General features: G+C 33.8%; 16 protein-coding genes. 12 read left to right on the forward strand and 4 right to left on the reverse strand.

What is annotated here, in order from left to right:
* Positions 1-50: 50 nt before the first annotated feature.
* From rpsF to FZC37_RS01180, 6 genes are read left to right on the forward strand one after another with little or no spacing between them, the layout of a single operon-like run.
* Complete coding sequence (gene rpsF / locus FZC37_RS01155; protein WP_246120991.1) at positions 51-458, forward strand: 30S ribosomal protein S6; 408 nt, start codon at positions 51-53, stop codon at positions 456-458.
* 33 nt (positions 459-491) lie between these two features.
* Positions 492-761: a 30S ribosomal protein S18 gene (gene rpsR / locus FZC37_RS01160; protein WP_148951907.1), complete on the forward strand. Its 270-nt coding sequence runs from the start codon at positions 492-494 to the stop codon at positions 759-761.
* Between the two features lie 37 nt (positions 762-798).
* A complete protein-coding gene (gene rplI, locus FZC37_RS01165) occupies positions 799-1,359 on the forward strand; it encodes a 50S ribosomal protein L9 (protein ID WP_148951908.1) in 561 nt (186 codons plus the stop codon).
* Positions 1,356-1,754 carry a flagellar basal body rod protein FlgB gene (locus tag FZC37_RS01170; protein ID WP_148951909.1) on the forward strand — a complete coding sequence of 133 codons (399 nt, stop codon included), beginning with the start codon at positions 1,356-1,358 and terminating at the stop codon, positions 1,752-1,754. Before rplI ends, FZC37_RS01170 begins: the two co-directional genes overlap by 4 nt.
* A complete protein-coding gene (locus tag FZC37_RS01175; RefSeq protein ID WP_148951910.1) occupies positions 1,744-2,214 on the forward strand; it encodes a flagellar basal body rod protein FlgC in 471 nt (156 codons plus the stop codon). The genes FZC37_RS01170 and FZC37_RS01175 overlap by 11 nt, the downstream gene beginning before the upstream one ends.
* A complete protein-coding gene (locus FZC37_RS01180; RefSeq protein ID WP_148951911.1) occupies positions 2,211-2,606 on the forward strand; it encodes a hypothetical protein in 396 nt (131 codons plus the stop codon). The genes FZC37_RS01175 and FZC37_RS01180 overlap by 4 nt, the downstream gene beginning before the upstream one ends.
* 21 nt (positions 2,607-2,627) lie before the next feature.
* Here FZC37_RS01180 and murA read toward each other — a convergent pair whose 3' ends face one another.
* The 3 genes from murA to polA all read right to left on the reverse strand — a co-directional run bounded on the left by murA (position 2,628) and on the right by polA (position 7,644).
* A complete protein-coding gene (murA, locus tag FZC37_RS01185; RefSeq protein ID WP_148951912.1) occupies positions 2,628-3,962 on the reverse strand; it encodes a UDP-N-acetylglucosamine 1-carboxyvinyltransferase in 1,335 nt (444 codons plus the stop codon).
* 105 nt (positions 3,963-4,067) lie between these two features.
* A complete protein-coding gene (locus FZC37_RS01190) occupies positions 4,068-4,892 on the reverse strand; it encodes a substrate-binding periplasmic protein (RefSeq protein WP_148951913.1) in 825 nt (274 codons plus the stop codon).
* Between the two features lie 130 nt (positions 4,893-5,022).
* Positions 5,023-7,644: a DNA polymerase I gene (gene polA, locus FZC37_RS01195; protein ID WP_148951914.1), complete on the reverse strand. Its 2,622-nt coding sequence runs from the start codon at positions 7,642-7,644 to the stop codon at positions 5,023-5,025.
* Positions 7,645-7,816: 172 nt separating this feature from the next.
* On the opposite strand from polA, the gene rpoZ reads away from it, so the two are divergent.
* From rpoZ to FZC37_RS01215, 4 genes are read left to right on the forward strand one after another with little or no spacing between them, the layout of a single operon-like run.
* Complete coding sequence (gene rpoZ / locus FZC37_RS01200; protein WP_148951915.1) at positions 7,817-8,230, forward strand: DNA-directed RNA polymerase subunit omega; 414 nt, start codon at positions 7,817-7,819, stop codon at positions 8,228-8,230.
* 8 nt (positions 8,231-8,238) lie between these two features.
* The gene (locus tag FZC37_RS01205; protein WP_148951916.1) at positions 8,239-10,371 is read left to right on the forward strand and encodes a TGS domain-containing protein; all 2,133 of its coding nucleotides are present in this window, start codon (positions 8,239-8,241) and stop codon (positions 10,369-10,371) included.
* Complete coding sequence (gene acpS, locus FZC37_RS01210) at positions 10,340-10,726, forward strand: holo-ACP synthase (protein WP_148951917.1); 387 nt, start codon at positions 10,340-10,342, stop codon at positions 10,724-10,726. Before FZC37_RS01205 ends, acpS begins: the two co-directional genes overlap by 32 nt.
* A gap of 34 nt (positions 10,727-10,760) precedes the next feature.
* Positions 10,761-12,278 (forward strand): UDP-N-acetylmuramate--L-alanine ligase, encoded by a 1,518-nt coding sequence (locus FZC37_RS01215; protein WP_148951918.1) that lies wholly within the window; start codon positions 10,761-10,763, stop codon positions 12,276-12,278.
* Here FZC37_RS01215 and FZC37_RS01220 read toward each other — a convergent pair.
* Positions 12,270-12,860: a hypothetical protein gene (locus tag FZC37_RS01220; protein WP_148951919.1), complete on the reverse strand. Its 591-nt coding sequence runs from the start codon at positions 12,858-12,860 to the stop codon at positions 12,270-12,272. The two genes, FZC37_RS01215 and FZC37_RS01220, sit on opposite strands and share 9 nt — an antisense overlap.
* Positions 12,861-13,105: 245 nt before the next feature.
* Here FZC37_RS01220 and FZC37_RS01225 point away from each other — a divergent pair, with 245 nt between their 5' ends.
* A complete protein-coding gene (locus FZC37_RS01225) occupies positions 13,106-15,169 on the forward strand; it encodes a S9 family peptidase (RefSeq protein ID WP_148951920.1) in 2,064 nt (687 codons plus the stop codon).
* A gap of 24 nt (positions 15,170-15,193) precedes the next feature.
* Positions 15,194-15,994, forward strand: coding sequence for a glycosyltransferase family protein (locus tag FZC37_RS01230; RefSeq protein ID WP_148951921.1), 801 nt, complete (start codon positions 15,194-15,196; stop codon positions 15,992-15,994).
* Positions 15,995-15,999: the final 5 nt, after the last annotated feature.

Consider the following 15,999-nt stretch of genomic DNA (forward strand, 5'->3'; position numbering starts at 1 on the left):
GTTTATAAATAAAAACTAAATAATAAATAGTAAGTTGTGTTGTGAAAAATATGCCTGAGGAAAATCGTTCGAACTTTACTGACTTGGCTGACAGATTGTATGAGTTAGTGCTTGTTGTGAAAGGTTCTGTGAGTTCTGAAGATGCCGATAGGATAGCTTTGGATATTCTGAGCACTTCTTTAAATGTTGAAAAAGCAGTTATAAAAAGAGAGGTGTGGGGTTTTCGTAAGTTGGCGTATCCTATAAAAGACTTTAAACGTGGTCACTATTTATTTTTTGGTTTGAAAGCTGACTCAGAGTCTATTCAAAAGTTGAAAAGAAAGTTGGTTAAGTCAAGTGATTTGCTAAGGTATATAGTGTTGCGAGTTAGTAATATGTCTAGTGAGCCTTCTGCTATTTTGTCTCAGGAGTCTACATCTGGGGCAACGACTAGTGGTAGGGCTGCTTCAAGAAGTTAGCTGAAAATTTGAACAAGTAAAGTTGTTAGTTTTATGTTTAGTACAGAAAATTCTTCTTCTTCTAATAGCTCCGATCAGGAGGTGAAGATTGTTAAAAGGGCCTTGTTTAGAAAAAAACGAGGTTGTCCTTTGTTAGCAGCACGTGAAGACGTGAGTTACAAAAATCCTGATTTATTGAGCAAATTTACTTCTGATGGAGGGCGTATCCTGCCTAGAAGAATTACTGGTGTGTGTGCAAAGAACCAGAAGAAGTTGAAAGGAGCTGTGAAAATTGCTAGATTTTTATCTTTGTTACAGTTTTAGATGTGATCTATTTTAATAGGAGAAGAGTGATATTTTTATGAAGATGGATGTAGTGTTACTTTCGTCGGTCAGAAAGTTGGGGAATCCTGGAGATGTTGTTTCAGTTAAGGCTGGATATGGTAGGTATTTGGTTTTGTCTGGTATTGCATTGAGAGGTACAAAGGAGAATTTGGAAAGCATTAATAGTAAAAAGGAAGAAGTAGCTGCACGTAATGCTGAGGCAAAGAAGATTGCTGTAAAGGTTTTTGATTTGTTATCTGGAAAAGATGTTACATTTATACGAAATGCAGGTGATGATGGAAGGCTTTTTGGTTCTGTTACAAAGAGAAATATTACTGATGCTGTGAATGAGTACGTTTCTGCATCAGAGTGTGGTCTTACTTTTGTTCTTGATGTAAGGGATGTTGTTTTATCTATGCCTATAAGGCATTTGGGCGTTCATCCTGTTTTTGTATCATTGCATAGTGATTTAGATGATGTTGAGATTTTGGTAAATATTGCGAAATCTGAAGAGCTTGCTAAATCCGCCTTGTTGGATTTTAAGTCTTCTACTAGCGATGTGAAAGAAGATAAAAATTCAAGGAAAGTTGATGTATGATTTTTGGACCAAGTTTTTTACAATCGTTTCTAACTAAGGCTATTTCTCATTGTGAAGAGCAGCATGCTATTTTATCTCGTAATGTTGCTAATATTAATACCCCATGTTTTCGTGCTAAAACTTTGCAACCGTTTGCTTTGGATAAAACAAACAAAGCTTTTGGCGCTGTCTGTACGAAAACACATGATCGTCATATTTCCGTGTGCAGCGAAATCGGTAATTCTGCTTCTGTTACGAATATGAATTCTGAGCAAAAGCCTAATGGCAACGATGTTAATCTTCTTGAGCAGAATTCTGCTATTTCTTCCAATTCTACCAAGCATGCTTTGTTACTATCATTATTAAACGGCATTTTTGATATCAGGAACTCTGTGTGTAAAGGTAATGATGCTTAAAAGAATTGTACCTTTTGTGGTTCTTTTTCTGTTTTTTAATAGTACCTTGGCGGATGAGTTGAAAAAGGCAGCTCGGCACTCAAGTAATGGGGCTGTGTTGCAGTCTAAAAGAATTAGAGCAGCTTCAGAAAATTTGGCTAATTCTACGATTCCGGCTACTAATAAGAAAAAGTTGTACGTTAGGAAAGTTGTAGTTGCTAAGAATACTTATAGTAAGAAGCGTAAAATGAATATGTTAACTGCCCGGTATACTTTAGATAAAAAGAGAAGCAAGTATAGGTATGTATATGATCCTGAGCATGTTTCCGCTAATTCAGATGGTTATGTAGTGTTACCTAATATTGATTCTAATATTGAGAAAGCTGATATCTCTGAAGCTCAGATATACTACAACGCTAATCTTAAGGTGATGAAGATATCGTATGATATGCTAAACAATATTACTGGAATTTTAAAATGACTGTGAATATTTCTAAAATCAGTCCTTTTGCATTGCTGCCTAGCAATGTTGTCGATAAAGAGGTGTATAACAATGCTGTTGGCGAATTTCAAAGAATCATGAAGGATTATAAACAAATAAGAGAATGCTTGGAAAGTAATTGTGATAATAAGGTTGCAACGTCTTACAGCAATGATATTCAGCGCAGCAGTAAAGGTAGCTGTATTGCTCCTTTAGAAAAGAAAGTTTTTAATTTTGAGAGTGTCGTTCGCGATGTTACTGTTGATAAAGGGTCGAATTTAGATGCGGTATTAACATTGAAAGAACTGCAGACAACAGTTAATGTTGCGACTAAGATTAGAGATAGGATAATTCGTTTTTGTGATCAAGTAATATTTTCTTTTCACGCTTAAATCCTCTATAAAAGAATGTATCTAGGTTGAAAAAGCTAATTTTTCGTTTTTTACATCCCTTTTAATTTCTTGTGTGACGTTTGTTGCTGTATCTTGGTTTGTATAGTGTACTTGCGCTCCACACTTTCTCAACTTTTCTACAATGTTGTAGTATCCTCTGTTAACCAGGAAAGAATCATTTATAATTGTTTCTCCCTCCGCCATTAGCCCTGCTAGGATCATAGCTGCTCCGCTGCGTAAATCATATGCTTTCACATTTGCACCTTTTAAGCTTTTTGTGCCTTGTATAGTGCAAAATGTGTTACTGCTGTCTACAGAAATCTTTGCTCCCATTTTCTGTAATTCGTGCGTATACAAGAATCGATTATCGTATATATTTTCTACTATGGTACTTTTGCCTGTAGCAACGCACATTAATATAGCAAGCAGTGGCTGTGCGTCGGTTGGAAAGCCAGGATAAGGATCAGTTTTTATGTGTATTGAGTTAAACTGTTGTGTAGCTCGTGATATAGAAATGCCTTCATCTGAGTTTATTACTTGAACACCGGCCTCTTCCATCTTATTAAAGACATTTTTTATAACATCATACTCGATATTTTTCAACACTATATTACCATTTGTAATTGCAGCTGCTATAGCGTACGTGCATGCCTCTATTCTATCCGCCATAACTCTATGCGATGTTCCATGAAGAGACTTTACCCCTTCTATGATGAATTCCCTTTCGTTTGTCATTGTTATTTTTGCTCCCATCTTCTTGAGCATATTGCACATATCTAAGATTTCTGGTTCTATTGCACAATTTACTAAATGAGTTGTACCTTGCGCTAATGTCGCTGCTAATATTGCGCTTATGGTTGCTCCCACTGAGGGGATTCTGAATTTAAAGTATGTACCAATGAGTCCGTTTCTTGGTGCAATTGCTTTTATTGTTCTTGTATTTATGTGTATTTTTGCTCCCATTGCAGCTAAAACCGATAGGTGCATTTCGATTTTTCTTTCCCCTTTATTTAAATTACATCCACCGGGTATTGCTATTTCTGCTTTTTTATACTTGGCCAGTAAAGCTGCTATTAACCATATTGATCCACGTAATTTATCAGAATTGAACAATGGAGTATGTTGTAAATTGCTGCAGCGTATAGTGCCTACGTATTTTGAATTGCATATATTCACTTTCGCATTCATTTGTTCTAGCATGGAGATGAGTGCAAATACATCAGAGATATGCGGAAGGTTAGAAAGATGAATGGAATCGTCTGTTAGTATACTTGCAACTATTATTGGCAAGGCTGCATTTTTTGCTCCGCTAATGCTAACCGTTCCTATTAGAGGATTTTTGCCTAATATTTTCATCTGGAAAATGTTACTTTTAACTTTCAGGTACAATATTCATTTGAGTGTATACTCTAAATAGCTGTAATTCAACTCTACGGCAGCTATGAGTTTTTTTATTATCTATCAATCTTCTTTATAATTCCTTTTCTGTAGCCATTTTTGCCGTAATGAGGCGACAAATCCTTCATCTATCAACTTTGTCAAGACAGCGTCAAACTCTTTTTTTATGAGAGAATTTTTAGCACAAGCTATAGCTATATTACACGATTCTGATGTTTCACTTTCTAGGCTACATGCAATTTCTGTCTCAGGCATCTCTGTTATTATGTTGTTCGCTTGCTCTGATTCTATTATAACCGCATCTACAGAATCATTTTTTAAGTCTTTTTTTAGCATAGAGCAGTCTTTTACTGGCTTAATAATGACACCAAAAATACTTGATGTTACAGCTTTGGCTACTTCTTCACCTATGGAAGAGGCTTGCACTGATATTATCTTACTAAACAAGTCGTCTACAGTTTTAATTTTTTTTGTTTTTCTTGCTACAACTACAATTTTAATATTTCTGTATGGTATGGAGTATTCGACATTTCTTATATCCTTTTCTGTTGTAGCCAAACATGCAACTGCGCAACTTAATTTGTTTTTCTTTAGTTCTTCATATATTGATGGTACTGACAGTGGGCGTAATACTAACTTCTTATTCATGCGTTTAGCAATTTCTTTCACTAGGTCTATTTCTAACCCTTCTATTTCTGCATCTTTATTTTTTTGATACGTGTATGGATAGTTGTCTGTTGTTACTCCGCATACAATCTCTTCGCTTTTCTTTTTAGAGCAACTACATAATGTAAATGCTATTGTAATGGTAAGCAATGCAAGTATTATCTTTAGGCAAGATGCGCGGAGTTTTTTCAATTGCACGCTAATCACTGATATGTTAAACATTATTCAAAAAATTAATATAAATTCTACTGTCCAAAAAGTGCCAAGATTGTATCTCAATTGGTCTTTTAAGACAATAAGCTCCGTTTCTCGAGGTTAGATAGAGGGGGAAAATCGCAAGTTAGCTCATTTCTTAGATTATTTGCAGATGTTCTTTCCAATTATTACCATAGCTTATATTAACTACCATGGGTACACTTAATTTCACTATATTTTCCATCTCGTTTTTCATAATTGGTACACACACTTCTAGCGTACTTTCATCACATTCAAAAATTAATTCATCGTGTACTTGTAGCAGAAGTTTGCAATTTAAGTTTTTGAGCTTCTTTGATACAGCTATTGTAGCAAGTTTCATTATATCTGCAGCAGTGGATTGAATAGGGGCGTTAATAGCTGCTCTCTTGGCGAAATTTTTTACATGATGATTAGTGCTATTTATTTGTTCTACAGAGCATATTCTATTAAACATCGAAGTAACAAATTTGTTACGTTCTGCAAATGCTATAGTCTGTTCGTAATAAGTTGAAATTTCTGGATACTCTGTTAAATAACGATCGATATATTGTTTTGCCGCAGTAGTAGAAACTTCCAGTTGTTTAGCTAATCCAAAGCTTGTACTACCGTATATTATACTAAAATTTATTATTTTCCCTTTCCTCCTTAATTCTTCTGACACCTGATTCTTTTGTACTTTAAAAATTTGACATGCTGTTTTTGTATGTATATCTACGTTGCTACTGAACGCTTCCTTCATTGCTTTTACATCTGCTATATGGCTTAATATTCTCAGCTCAATTTGTGAATAATCTGCCTTGACTAAGTATTGATTTTTATTGGATATGAATGCTTCCCTTATCTTCTTTCCTAGTTGCGTTTTGATAGGTATATTTTGTAAATTGGGTTTAATTGAGTTTAGCCTTCCTGTGTTAGTGATAGTTTGGGAAAATGTTGTATGAACCCTACTTGTTTTTTGATCTACTTGTTGTGGTATAGCATCTGTATAGGTGTTTTTCAGTTTTGTTAAATGTCTATGTTTTAGTATTAGATCCGCTATTACAAAACCATCTTTGCTAAGTGCTTGGAGTGTGTCGACGTTTGTACTTGTTATGTGTGATTTAGATAAAGTTTTACCTCTTGGTAGCTTTAATACATCAAACAATACATGAGATAATTGCTTTGGAGACGATATGTTGAAGTCTGCTCCTGATATGTCGTGTATACACTTTTCTAGCTTTAGAATTTCTGTTTTTAACTCTTCACTTAGTTTACGTAATTTCGCAACGTCTATTAATATACCACTTTGTTCCATTTCTCCCAATATTTTCACCATTGGTAAGTCTAATTCATGATATAAAAATAACGTGTTTAATGACAATAATTGTTGTTCCAATATTTTATGTGCTTCTTTAAAAAGAGTAATCATGTGTGAATGGCTGTCTTGTAATTGTATGTTTACAGTTTGCCTTATTGCTTCTATTACACTGATATTTGAAGTATTTTTTGTATTTATAGCGTACCTCATGAGCAATAAATCTTCTGCAGCGGCAACGTTATTGACCCAAGATGGATAAAGGGTAAAGAGATTTTTTAAGTCATATGTAATTTTTAATATACTGTCATCTTTTAAGAAATTAAATAACACATCTTCCATTTCTTGTGGTATTACTTTTCTTTCTATGTTTAGCACAGCGCAAGTTTGTTCTTCTGTGCTAAAAAATATTCTTTGAGGTGAAGTATCACTCACATATAGTGACAAGTAGCCGTTTTCTAAGCTTTTTTCAAGGTATTGTTTTAACTGCTTGGGGGTTTGTATTATAGTTGTTTTGTACTCTTTTATTTCTTTTTGTACTTCATTTTCTGCGAAGGTATATAAAGAACTCATGTTATATAGAGAGTTTATCCTTGGTACAAGAGATCTGAAATCATGTAAATCTACAAAAGTCATTACTTGCTGTCTGTCTGGTATGGTCCATGTTATATCCTTTTCTTCTAGTTCTAATTGTATGTCATCTTTTAAGGTAGTAAGTTTTTGTGACATCCAGGCCTCATTTTGGCTTGTTTGTAATAACTGTTTTGTTTTTCCTTGAATTGAGTTGATATTGTCGAAGATATTGGCAAGAGAATGGAATTGCTGCAATAATTTTACTGCTCCTTTTGGACCTATACCCTTTACTCCTGGTATATTGTCCGCTGCATCGCCCACAATTGATAAGTAATCTCTTATTTGGTGTGGTGGAACTTTAAATTTCTCTTCTACATTTTTTGAAAAAATGTGCTGATTTGTTGTAGGGTTAAACATTGACACATTATCATTTACCAATTGCATTAAATCTTTGTCAGACGACATTATTATTATCGAATTGTTTGTGCCAAATTTTTTTACCAAAGATGCTATTATGTCGTCTGCTTCGTATCCTTCTTTTTTGAAAGTTGTTATGTTGAGCGCTTTAGGTACCTGGTCTATATTTATCAATTGATTTTTAAGATCATCTGGCACCTCTGGTCTATGCATTTTATACTCGCTGTATATTTCATGCCTAAAGTTTTTACCTCCTCCGTCGAAAACAGAAATTACTTTAGAGGGATGGAACTTAATAAGCAATTTTAGCAGCATTGACATAAATCCGTATATTGCTCCCACTTCTTCACCTAAGGGATTAGAAAGTTTTGGATGAGAATAATAAGCTCTAAAAATGAAACCGTAGCAATCTGTTATGATAATTGGGGATGTGTCTTTATCTGTGTTATTCACTTATTCGTAATTTGACTAGAGATTGTATAAGGGATAGAATACCTGGGACTGTTCTAACATCACATTAGTAGGTGTTAGGAGGGATTTTGGCATTTTTTTTTGGATATGTAAATGCCCGTGAGTTTGCTGTTGATAGGCTGTTTAATCGATTTATATTTCAGGTACAAAATTTATGGCCAGGGTAACTGTTGAAGATTGTTTAAAAAATAAAGAGATAGACAACAAATTTGATTTAGTTCTTGTAGCGGTGTACCGAGCTAGAGAGTTAGAATCTGGTGAAGAGACGGAACTGGACGATGTTGTCAGTTCGCCCACCGGTTCAATTGGTCTAGTTTCTAACGCTTTAGTAAGTAAAAGTCATGTAGTTGCCCTTAAAGAGATTGGCAAGGGTTTAGTGAATGTTGCGCAAATTAAGGCAAAGATGAGACAGGTGAGTGATAACATTGATAAAGCGCGAGATGATAGGACTGTGTTACATGAGTATTGCAAAGATACATTATTTAATGATGACTCTAATGATGATAATTCTGCTTTTTATGTAAGTAGTGATCTTGAAGGGTTTTCTATATCATCTGATGATACGTAAGATTTTGTATGTCACTCTCGTATCAATATGGGGGTACGCTTAATGGCATCTCATCTCTGGAGCAAAAAGTTGTACATCTAGTACAAGACAGGAAAAATGTAGATCTTTCTTGTTTGAATTTTGCGTTTGATCTAATTCGTAGCAAATGTTTTTCGCAAGAGCGTTATGAGGCTTATTTGCGTAGTCTTTATGTTGGTGTGTTTGCCGCAAAAAAGGGTTTTGACCTTGATCTTGTTTTATTATCTATACTTTATTATCCAATTAAGGAAAAGGTACTAGCAAATCGTGATGTAAGCGGTTTGTTGAAAAAAGAATACTTGACTTGTATGTCTCGTATTATCGCTCCAGATGATCATAAAAAGCTTTTATCTGAGATTGTATATTCTGGTGATTTTGTTTTAGAAGGGATAATTGATAAGGCTGTTTTTATCGGTATAGCAACTTATGTATGCAAGATGGATATGGAAGATAAGTTGGGGGAAAATGAAAAGATTGCTTTGGCATTAGATGGTCTTCGTATATATGCTCCTGTTGCATCTAGAGTTGGTATGTTTTGTATAAAAGATTCAATAGAAGATAAATCTTTTGGCATTCTATATCCTGATGCTCGGGATTCAATATCTAGTTTTTTGTCTCATTATGGAGATATGTACGATGCTATTGGTAAGTCTGTATCTGATAGATTAAGTAATGCTATATCTAATGCTAAAATTCCTTATAAATTAGAATACAGAAAAAAAACTCCGTATTCAATTTGGCAAAAAATATTAGCTAAGCATCAGTCAATAGACGAATTATGTGATGTGATAGCATTTAGAGTGATAGTAAATTCCATAGACGCTTGTTATAAAGTGCTAGGTATAGTGCACAAAGAATACATATCTGATTACAAATATTTTAAAGATTATATTAGCGCTCCTAAATATAATGGTTATAGATCACTTCAGACTGTGGTAATAGAATCTTCTGGAAGAAGAGTTGAGGTTCAAATTCGTACTCAACAGATGCATATTTTTGCTGAATATGGTTTAGCAGCACACTGGATATATAAATCTTCAAAATCTAATATTTTAAACATATCTGAGAGAAATGCTTTTGGCGATATTTTGTATGTTAGCCACTCGTTTTATAAAGTGAAATGTTTTCTTTCTGATGGCACAACACTTATGGTTAACCATGGTTCTACTCTTTTAGACGTGGCATTTTTGTTATCTTATGACATTGGTATGCATTGTTATGGAGGTAAGATTAACGGTAAGTCAGCATCTGTGATGAAAGTAATATCTGATGGTGATTTAGTTGAAGTGTATAGTGAAAAAAATCATACAATAGATTTTATTTCTCAGTTTTATGTCAACGATTATGGAGTGAGAGAATATATAAAAGATTATTTTTTAAAAAAAGAAAAAAAGCATTATATAGAAGAAGGCAATCGTGTTATGCATCGTGTGTTTGAGATTATAAGGGCAGATGATTACGAAGGCGTTATAAGTAAAATTATGCAGAGTTATGGTGCAAATGATAAAGAAGAGTTTCTCTTTTTAGTTGGTAAAGGGCAAATTAGTCCTAGGTTATTGATGTCATATATTGATAAAAATAATAAGGCATTTATTTACCATAATGGTCTGTATAATAAGTTAAAAATATTGCTTTCTCACATACCGTTTTTAAAAACTTTACTTAAAGGTAAATCTAAAAATTCTGCTGTTATCTCTGCTACGTGTTGTCACCCAGTTCCAGGTGATGTCATTTTAGGAGAAGAAGATGATTTAGGTCGTGTAACTATTCATCGTAGCAATTGTAGTACTTTATCTAACATGGCTTACGATTGTAATATAGTGTTTTTACAGTGGGCAAATATAAAAAGAAAATCGAATTATCTGGCTTTCTTAAAAGTATTAACTCTTAAAAATGTTGACAGTTTTGCTATTATTGAGCGAATTCTTTGTAAATGTTGTGCTGTTGTACAAAATATAAGATCGTGTTTGGGTAAGATAGATAGCTTGGAAGTTATTGTTTCTATAAAAGTTAGTAATGTTACTCAAATCAGGAATATTATTTCAAAATTAAATAGTCAAAGTTGCATTTGTTCCGTTAAAAGATTGTACAATGATAGTGAAGAATGGAGTGGACGTCGTTAATGTGTCTAGAATAAAGGGAGTATTTGAGAGGTTCGGGGAGCGTTTCGTTCAAAAGATACTACATGAAGAAGAAATCAATTTGTTTCATGTGGTCAATAATAAGCCAAGATACCTAGCTAAGCGATTTTCTGCTAAAGAATCTGTAGCTAAGGCTTTTGGTTTCGGTATTGGTAAGATATTATCATTTCATGATATAATTGTTCGGCATGATGAATTTGGCGCTCCTTTTGTTGTTGTGCCAGATTGCAAATGGCCTGCGTTGAAAGTTGGTCGTTATACTCGACATAGTATCAGCCTCTCTATATCAGATGATGAAGAATTGGTTGTATCTTCTGTTGTCATTGTGATGTTTTAGACATTTTTATCAAGTATACATTTTAGGTGATCTTATGACATTTTGCGTTGATAAAAGATTTTTTACTATTTTTTCTTCTTCTGTACATTTTGTTGGTATAGGTGGAGCAGGAATGAGTGGCATAGCTAAGGTATTAGTGGAGTCAAATGTTACTGTTACTGGTTCTGATATTGGTAATGGTAAATTTGTGCAGCAGTTAAAGGCTTTAGGAGTAAGGGTATTTTCACAACATGATGCAAGTAATGTAGAGCACGCTTCATGCGTTGTTTTTTCTTCTGCTATATCTAAAGATAATCCAGAGATTGTATATGCAAGAAAGATGGATATTCCAGTTTTGCATAGGTCAGAGATTTTATCTCTCATTGCTAGGTTGAATTTTTGTTTTGCAGTGTCTGGATCTCACGGTAAGACAATTACTACTACTATTCTTGCTCAAGCTTTAGAATATAGTGGTATATCTCCTACTGTAATAAACGGTGGGGTAATGATGTCAGGGAACACAAATGCATATATTGGAAAAGATAATGTATGTGTGGTAGAGGGTGATGAATCTGATGGTTCTTTTTTAAAACTAAAGCCTGATATCGCTATTATAACAAATATTGATAAAGATCATCTTAGTAATTATGACGGAAGTTTTTACAATATACAGAAGGCTTTTTTTCAGTTTATGTCTAATATACCAAAATATGGGTTTGTAGTTGCATGTGGAGATGATATGTGCACTAGAAGTTTAATTAATATGTCTCTGGAAAATAATAATATGGTAATTAGTTATGGTATTAAGTCTTCCGACTTAGATGTTAAAGCTATTAACATAAGGTATAACGATGGATCTACTACTTTTGACGTTGCTATATCACAGGGGAGTAAATATGTAAATTTTAGTCCTGAGGAATTTGCGAGAAGTTATGTTAAATCACATTCACAGTCGCGTAATATGCATAATCTTGAAGTTACAAGTGATTCTGGTTGTTACGTAATTAAGGATATTTCTTTTAATGCTTTTGGAGATTTCAATGTTCTTAACTGCTTAGCTGTTCTTTCTGTCTTTTTAGGTTTGAGAATACCTTTTGACAAAAATGTGTTTCAGAAATACGCAGGTGTTGCTAGAAGATGTAATATAGTAGGTAATTATCAAGGATCGTTAGTCATAGATGACTATGCTCATCATCCTACAGAAATTGCCGCTGTTTTGCGTGCAATAAAGTCTGGTTTGGACGTAGATAGAGTGATAGTTGTGATAGAACCACATAGAAAGACAAGGTTAAAGGCCTTGTTAAATGACTTTGTTGACGTGCTATCTGGTGTGTCTGCTGTGTACGTTACTTCTGTGTTTGATGCATGGGAAGAAGTTGATGAAGATATTACTTCTATGCATTTGGTAGATAAGCTTGATAATTGCAAATATGTTCAATCTGTTGCACAGCTAAAAAAAGAACTAGATATGAACTTTGCGGAAATACCTCATTCTGTTTCTCGATCTTCTATAGTGTTTATGGGGGCTGGTAATAGTTCTTCTTGGGCTCATTCTCTTGTTGATTTAAGTTGAAGATTGATTCGTTGTTACTATTGTAGATGAAGCGTGTGATTGCATTTCTATATAGATCCTTATTATTTGTTTTATAGTTTTTGTGATAATTTCCCAATCTGTTCTTAGTAATTCTTGGTTTTTGGTTTCTGACATACACAAGATTAATTTCTTTTCTTTATGTGTTATAGGTACTATGTAAACCTTTGTTGCTTGTTCATCTATGATTGAGCTGTAGTAAGTGTCATTAATTGTAGATTTTTCTATAACTTCAAAGTTTTTTTCTAAATAGTGTTTTATGTGAGAATTTTTTACGTCTTCTATAATTCGCGTTAGGTGTCCATTGTTTATCTGGTATAGAGAGATAGTTTTGAATTGAAAGAATTCTTTTATGTTATTGAGAATTGTTGGTAGAGCATCTGTGTCATGTAAAGTAGAGATTTTGGATAATAAAGTTGTAACAAAAGAGTTGGATAAGATTAGGTGTAAGACTCTAATGTTTTGAGATACATATTTTTTTCTGTATAACAGAGTAACAAATAGCATTGCACATAGAGATATAAGCATCATTATGATTATAATGTTTGTTTTTACATCAGACATATTATTTAACTTTAAGTTTTTTATATCATCTACATAGCACTCTAAGGTGTATAATAAAATTATGCAACTTAAAAATTAAAAATCATAAAATATATTACTTATAGTTGATACATTTTTAACGTTTTCGTGATTCTTTTTGAATTAATATGTTGAATAGTTATGTTGTTTAAACTGTTTTTTAATGATGATTATTGTAGAATGTACTACGTGTTTATTTGCCATTTTATTGCATTAAATAGGTGTTTATGAGTCAAAACTTTCCCATTGTGATGAAAAAATTAACAAGAACAGAATGTTTTGGTTATGAAATTCTTGATGAATATTGCTGGATGCGTGATAAAGCGTGGCCCAATAATATTGTTACTGAACCGGATATAATAGAACATCTGAATCGTGAAAACGAATACAGTGAAGCGTATTTGACGCAATGGCAAAAGCAGCGTAATTCAATCTTTTCTGAGCTTAAAGGTAGGATTGTGCAGGAGTATACTACCCCACCTGTACGAAAGGATAATTACTATTATTTCACTAGATATGAACAAGGGCAAGATTATCAAATTTTTTTGCGTTCTCATATTGATTCGCCTACAAAGGAGGAAGTTCTATTGGACGTAAATGTGTTGTCTGAAAACCATAACTTTATTTCAGTAGGTTGCATTACTGTATCTCCTGATCACAAGTACCTTGCATATTCTGTAGATTACAAAGGAGATGAACATTATTCTATAGAAGTTATAGACTTAGATACGCAAGAGCATGTATCTTGCACTATAAATGATAGTGCTGGCAATATTGTTTGGAGTGCTGATAGCAAGGGGTTTTGTTATGATAAATTAAATGAACAGTCAAAAAGTGATAAGATTTACTATCATTTTTTGTTCAAAAATGAGGATGATTACCTGCTTCTTACTGAACTGGATGGCAGATTTTTCGTATATGTTACCCATTCATCAGACCGTAAATATATTTTTTTTGTTGTCTCTGGGGCAAATAGCAATGAATGGTACTTCATTCCATCAGATGATGTAACTACTGCTCCTGTTCTTATAAGACAAAGGGAGCGGGATGTAGAATACTATGTAGATCATAGAAAAGGTAAATTTTATATACGTACCAATGATCAGGATAGAAATTTTCGACTTGCGCAGGTGTCTGTTGAAGATGTGTGTAATGTAGACATGTGGACCAATTACATCGAAGATACGTCTTTATATATGGATGAATTTGATGTTACGGAAAGCTTCATTGTATTAAAATACCTGGATAAAGGCGTTCCTTTAATTAGGGTTGTTGCTTGTGATTCAGGTGCCGTTAACACTATAAACTTTCCGGATCCTGCTTATTATGCTTCTGCTTATTCAGTTAATTATTTCTTGAACGATATAAGGGTCTCATATAACTCTTTATCAACTCCTGCTACGACATTTTCTTATGATTTCTCTAAAAATCAATTGACACTATTACAGGTGTTAAATCCTCCTTCTGGTTTTGACTCTAATAATTATGTTATAGAAAGGGTAGAGGTTAAGGTTAGAGATGGCACGCTTGTGCCTATGACAATATTTTTTAAAAAAGGCTTTGAAAAAGATGGATCATATCCTTTATATTTGACCGCATATGGTTCTTACGGTATCGCTCGTGATCCTTCTTTTAGTAATACAGCGATCTCTATTGTAGATCGTGGCTTTGTGTATGCTATAGCTCATGTGAGAGGAGGGGGGGAATTAGGGTACGATTGGCATAATGAGGGACGATTTTTGCAGAAGCACAATACTTTTTATGACTTTATAGATTGTACTGAATATATGATACGGAGTAGATATACCAGTATCGGGCGTATAGCAATAGAAGGTGGTAGTGCAGGTGGCATGTTAGTAGGTGCTGTCGTAAATATGAGGCCAGATTTGTATAAATGCGCTGTTGCAAATGTTCCTTTTGTTGATGTTTTAAATACTATGCTGGATCCCTCTTTGCCTTTGACGCAGATAGAGTATGAAGAATGGGGTAATCCACAAGAGGAAAAATATTTTCACTATATTAAATCGTATTGTCCTGTTCAAAATGTTGTTCAACAAAGCTACCCTAGCATTTTTGCAATTACTTCTATGCAGGATTTAAGAGTTGGGTATTGGGAAGCTGCCAAATGGGTGGCAAAACTAAGACAGTATAACACTTCCGATAATATCATTATGCTCAAATGCAATATGGACGCTGGACATTTTGGATCATCTGGTAGGTTCAAAATTTGGCAGGAGGTATCGGACTCTTTAGTGTTTATATTTTCACATCTTTTACATAAATTTAGCTAGCTGTACGTTAAGGTAATTACAGGTATGGGTCTTATTTCCGCATGTATTTTTTCTAGAAATCACGAATGGTCTATTCGAAGAGCAATCAGATGTCTTCCGTCTATTGTAGATGAGATTTACGTGTTCGATTTTTGTAGTACTGATAATACTGTTGCACTTGCAAATGCTATGGGAGTTAAGGTTGTAGCACTGGATGTCTTTAAGTTAGAAGATAGAAGTTTAATAGAATGTCACTGTAAAAATGATTGGATTTTGCTTTTGCGTGCAAATGAAGAGATAAGTTTAGATTTACAAAATGAAGTAGGATATATCTTTAACGGTAATATACAGGATATGTATCAGGCCTATAGTTTTAAAATCATGACTATGGGAAGGTCGGATTTTTTAATAAGACGTTTAGCATATTCATTTTGCTCTATTAGGCTGTATAATCGGTTGTTTACCAAAGGTAAGAGTAGTGTTGAAGTTAAAGATGGCAAGACTATCTTTGTTTCAGACAAGTGCTATGATGTAGAACACTCTGTATATCCATGTGAAGGAATTGTTACTTCTCGTTCTAGTATTAGCTTAGGCGCTCTTGTAGAACAGGCAAATCTTAGTTCTGGAATTAATGCCCATGGTACGTATTGGCGTAATGGTGATGGTTATCCTTCTATTTGTAGAATAATAATTGGTATGTTTTATAAGCTATTTATTATGTATATGGTAAGAAGGTATTTTATTTTTGGATTTTGTGGCTTTGTAGATTCTCTTGTTTATGCTTTTGAAGAATTTTTACGCTTAGTCAAAATTCGTGAAGAAGCAATGAAGAGAAGGGGTAGATAATATGT

This window comes from Candidatus Sneabacter namystus (assembly GCF_008189685.1).
Taxonomy (GTDB): domain Bacteria; phylum Pseudomonadota; class Alphaproteobacteria; order Rickettsiales; family Rickettsiaceae; genus Sneabacter; species Sneabacter namystus.

What these genes read in the sequence shown, in the direction of transcription:
- FZC37_RS01225 (WP_148951920.1), top strand. Translation starts at nt 13,106, where the DNA reads ATGAGTCAAAACTTTCCCATTGTGATGAAAAAATTAACAAGAACAGAA.
- FZC37_RS01205 (WP_148951916.1), top strand. Translation starts at nt 8,239, where the DNA reads ATGTCACTCTCGTATCAATATGGGGGTACGCTTAATGGCATCTCATCT.
- FZC37_RS01175 (WP_148951910.1), top strand. Translation starts at nt 1,744, where the DNA reads ATGATGCTTAAAAGAATTGTACCTTTTGTGGTTCTTTTTCTGTTTTTT.
- FZC37_RS01230 (WP_148951921.1), top strand. Translation starts at nt 15,194, where the DNA reads ATGGGTCTTATTTCCGCATGTATTTTTTCTAGAAATCACGAATGGTCT.
- FZC37_RS01170 (WP_148951909.1), top strand. Translation starts at nt 1,356, where the DNA reads ATGATTTTTGGACCAAGTTTTTTACAATCGTTTCTAACTAAGGCTATT.
- acpS (WP_148951917.1), top strand. Translation starts at nt 10,340, where the DNA reads ATGATAGTGAAGAATGGAGTGGACGTCGTTAATGTGTCTAGAATAAAG.
- FZC37_RS01220 (WP_148951919.1), bottom strand. Translation starts at nt 12,860, where the DNA reads ATGTCTGATGTAAAAACAAACATTATAATCATAATGATGCTTATATCT.
- murA (WP_148951912.1), bottom strand. Translation starts at nt 3,962, where the DNA reads ATGAAAATATTAGGCAAAAATCCTCTAATAGGAACGGTTAGCATTAGC.
- rplI (WP_148951908.1), top strand. Translation starts at nt 799, where the DNA reads ATGAAGATGGATGTAGTGTTACTTTCGTCGGTCAGAAAGTTGGGGAAT.
- rpsF (WP_246120991.1), top strand. Translation starts at nt 51, where the DNA reads ATGCCTGAGGAAAATCGTTCGAACTTTACTGACTTGGCTGACAGATTG.
- FZC37_RS01190 (WP_148951913.1), bottom strand. Translation starts at nt 4,892, where the DNA reads ATGTTTAACATATCAGTGATTAGCGTGCAATTGAAAAAACTCCGCGCA.
- rpsR (WP_148951907.1), top strand. Translation starts at nt 492, where the DNA reads ATGTTTAGTACAGAAAATTCTTCTTCTTCTAATAGCTCCGATCAGGAG.
- FZC37_RS01215 (WP_148951918.1), top strand. Translation starts at nt 10,761, where the DNA reads ATGACATTTTGCGTTGATAAAAGATTTTTTACTATTTTTTCTTCTTCT.
- FZC37_RS01180 (WP_148951911.1), top strand. Translation starts at nt 2,211, where the DNA reads ATGACTGTGAATATTTCTAAAATCAGTCCTTTTGCATTGCTGCCTAGC.
- rpoZ (WP_148951915.1), top strand. Translation starts at nt 7,817, where the DNA reads ATGGCCAGGGTAACTGTTGAAGATTGTTTAAAAAATAAAGAGATAGAC.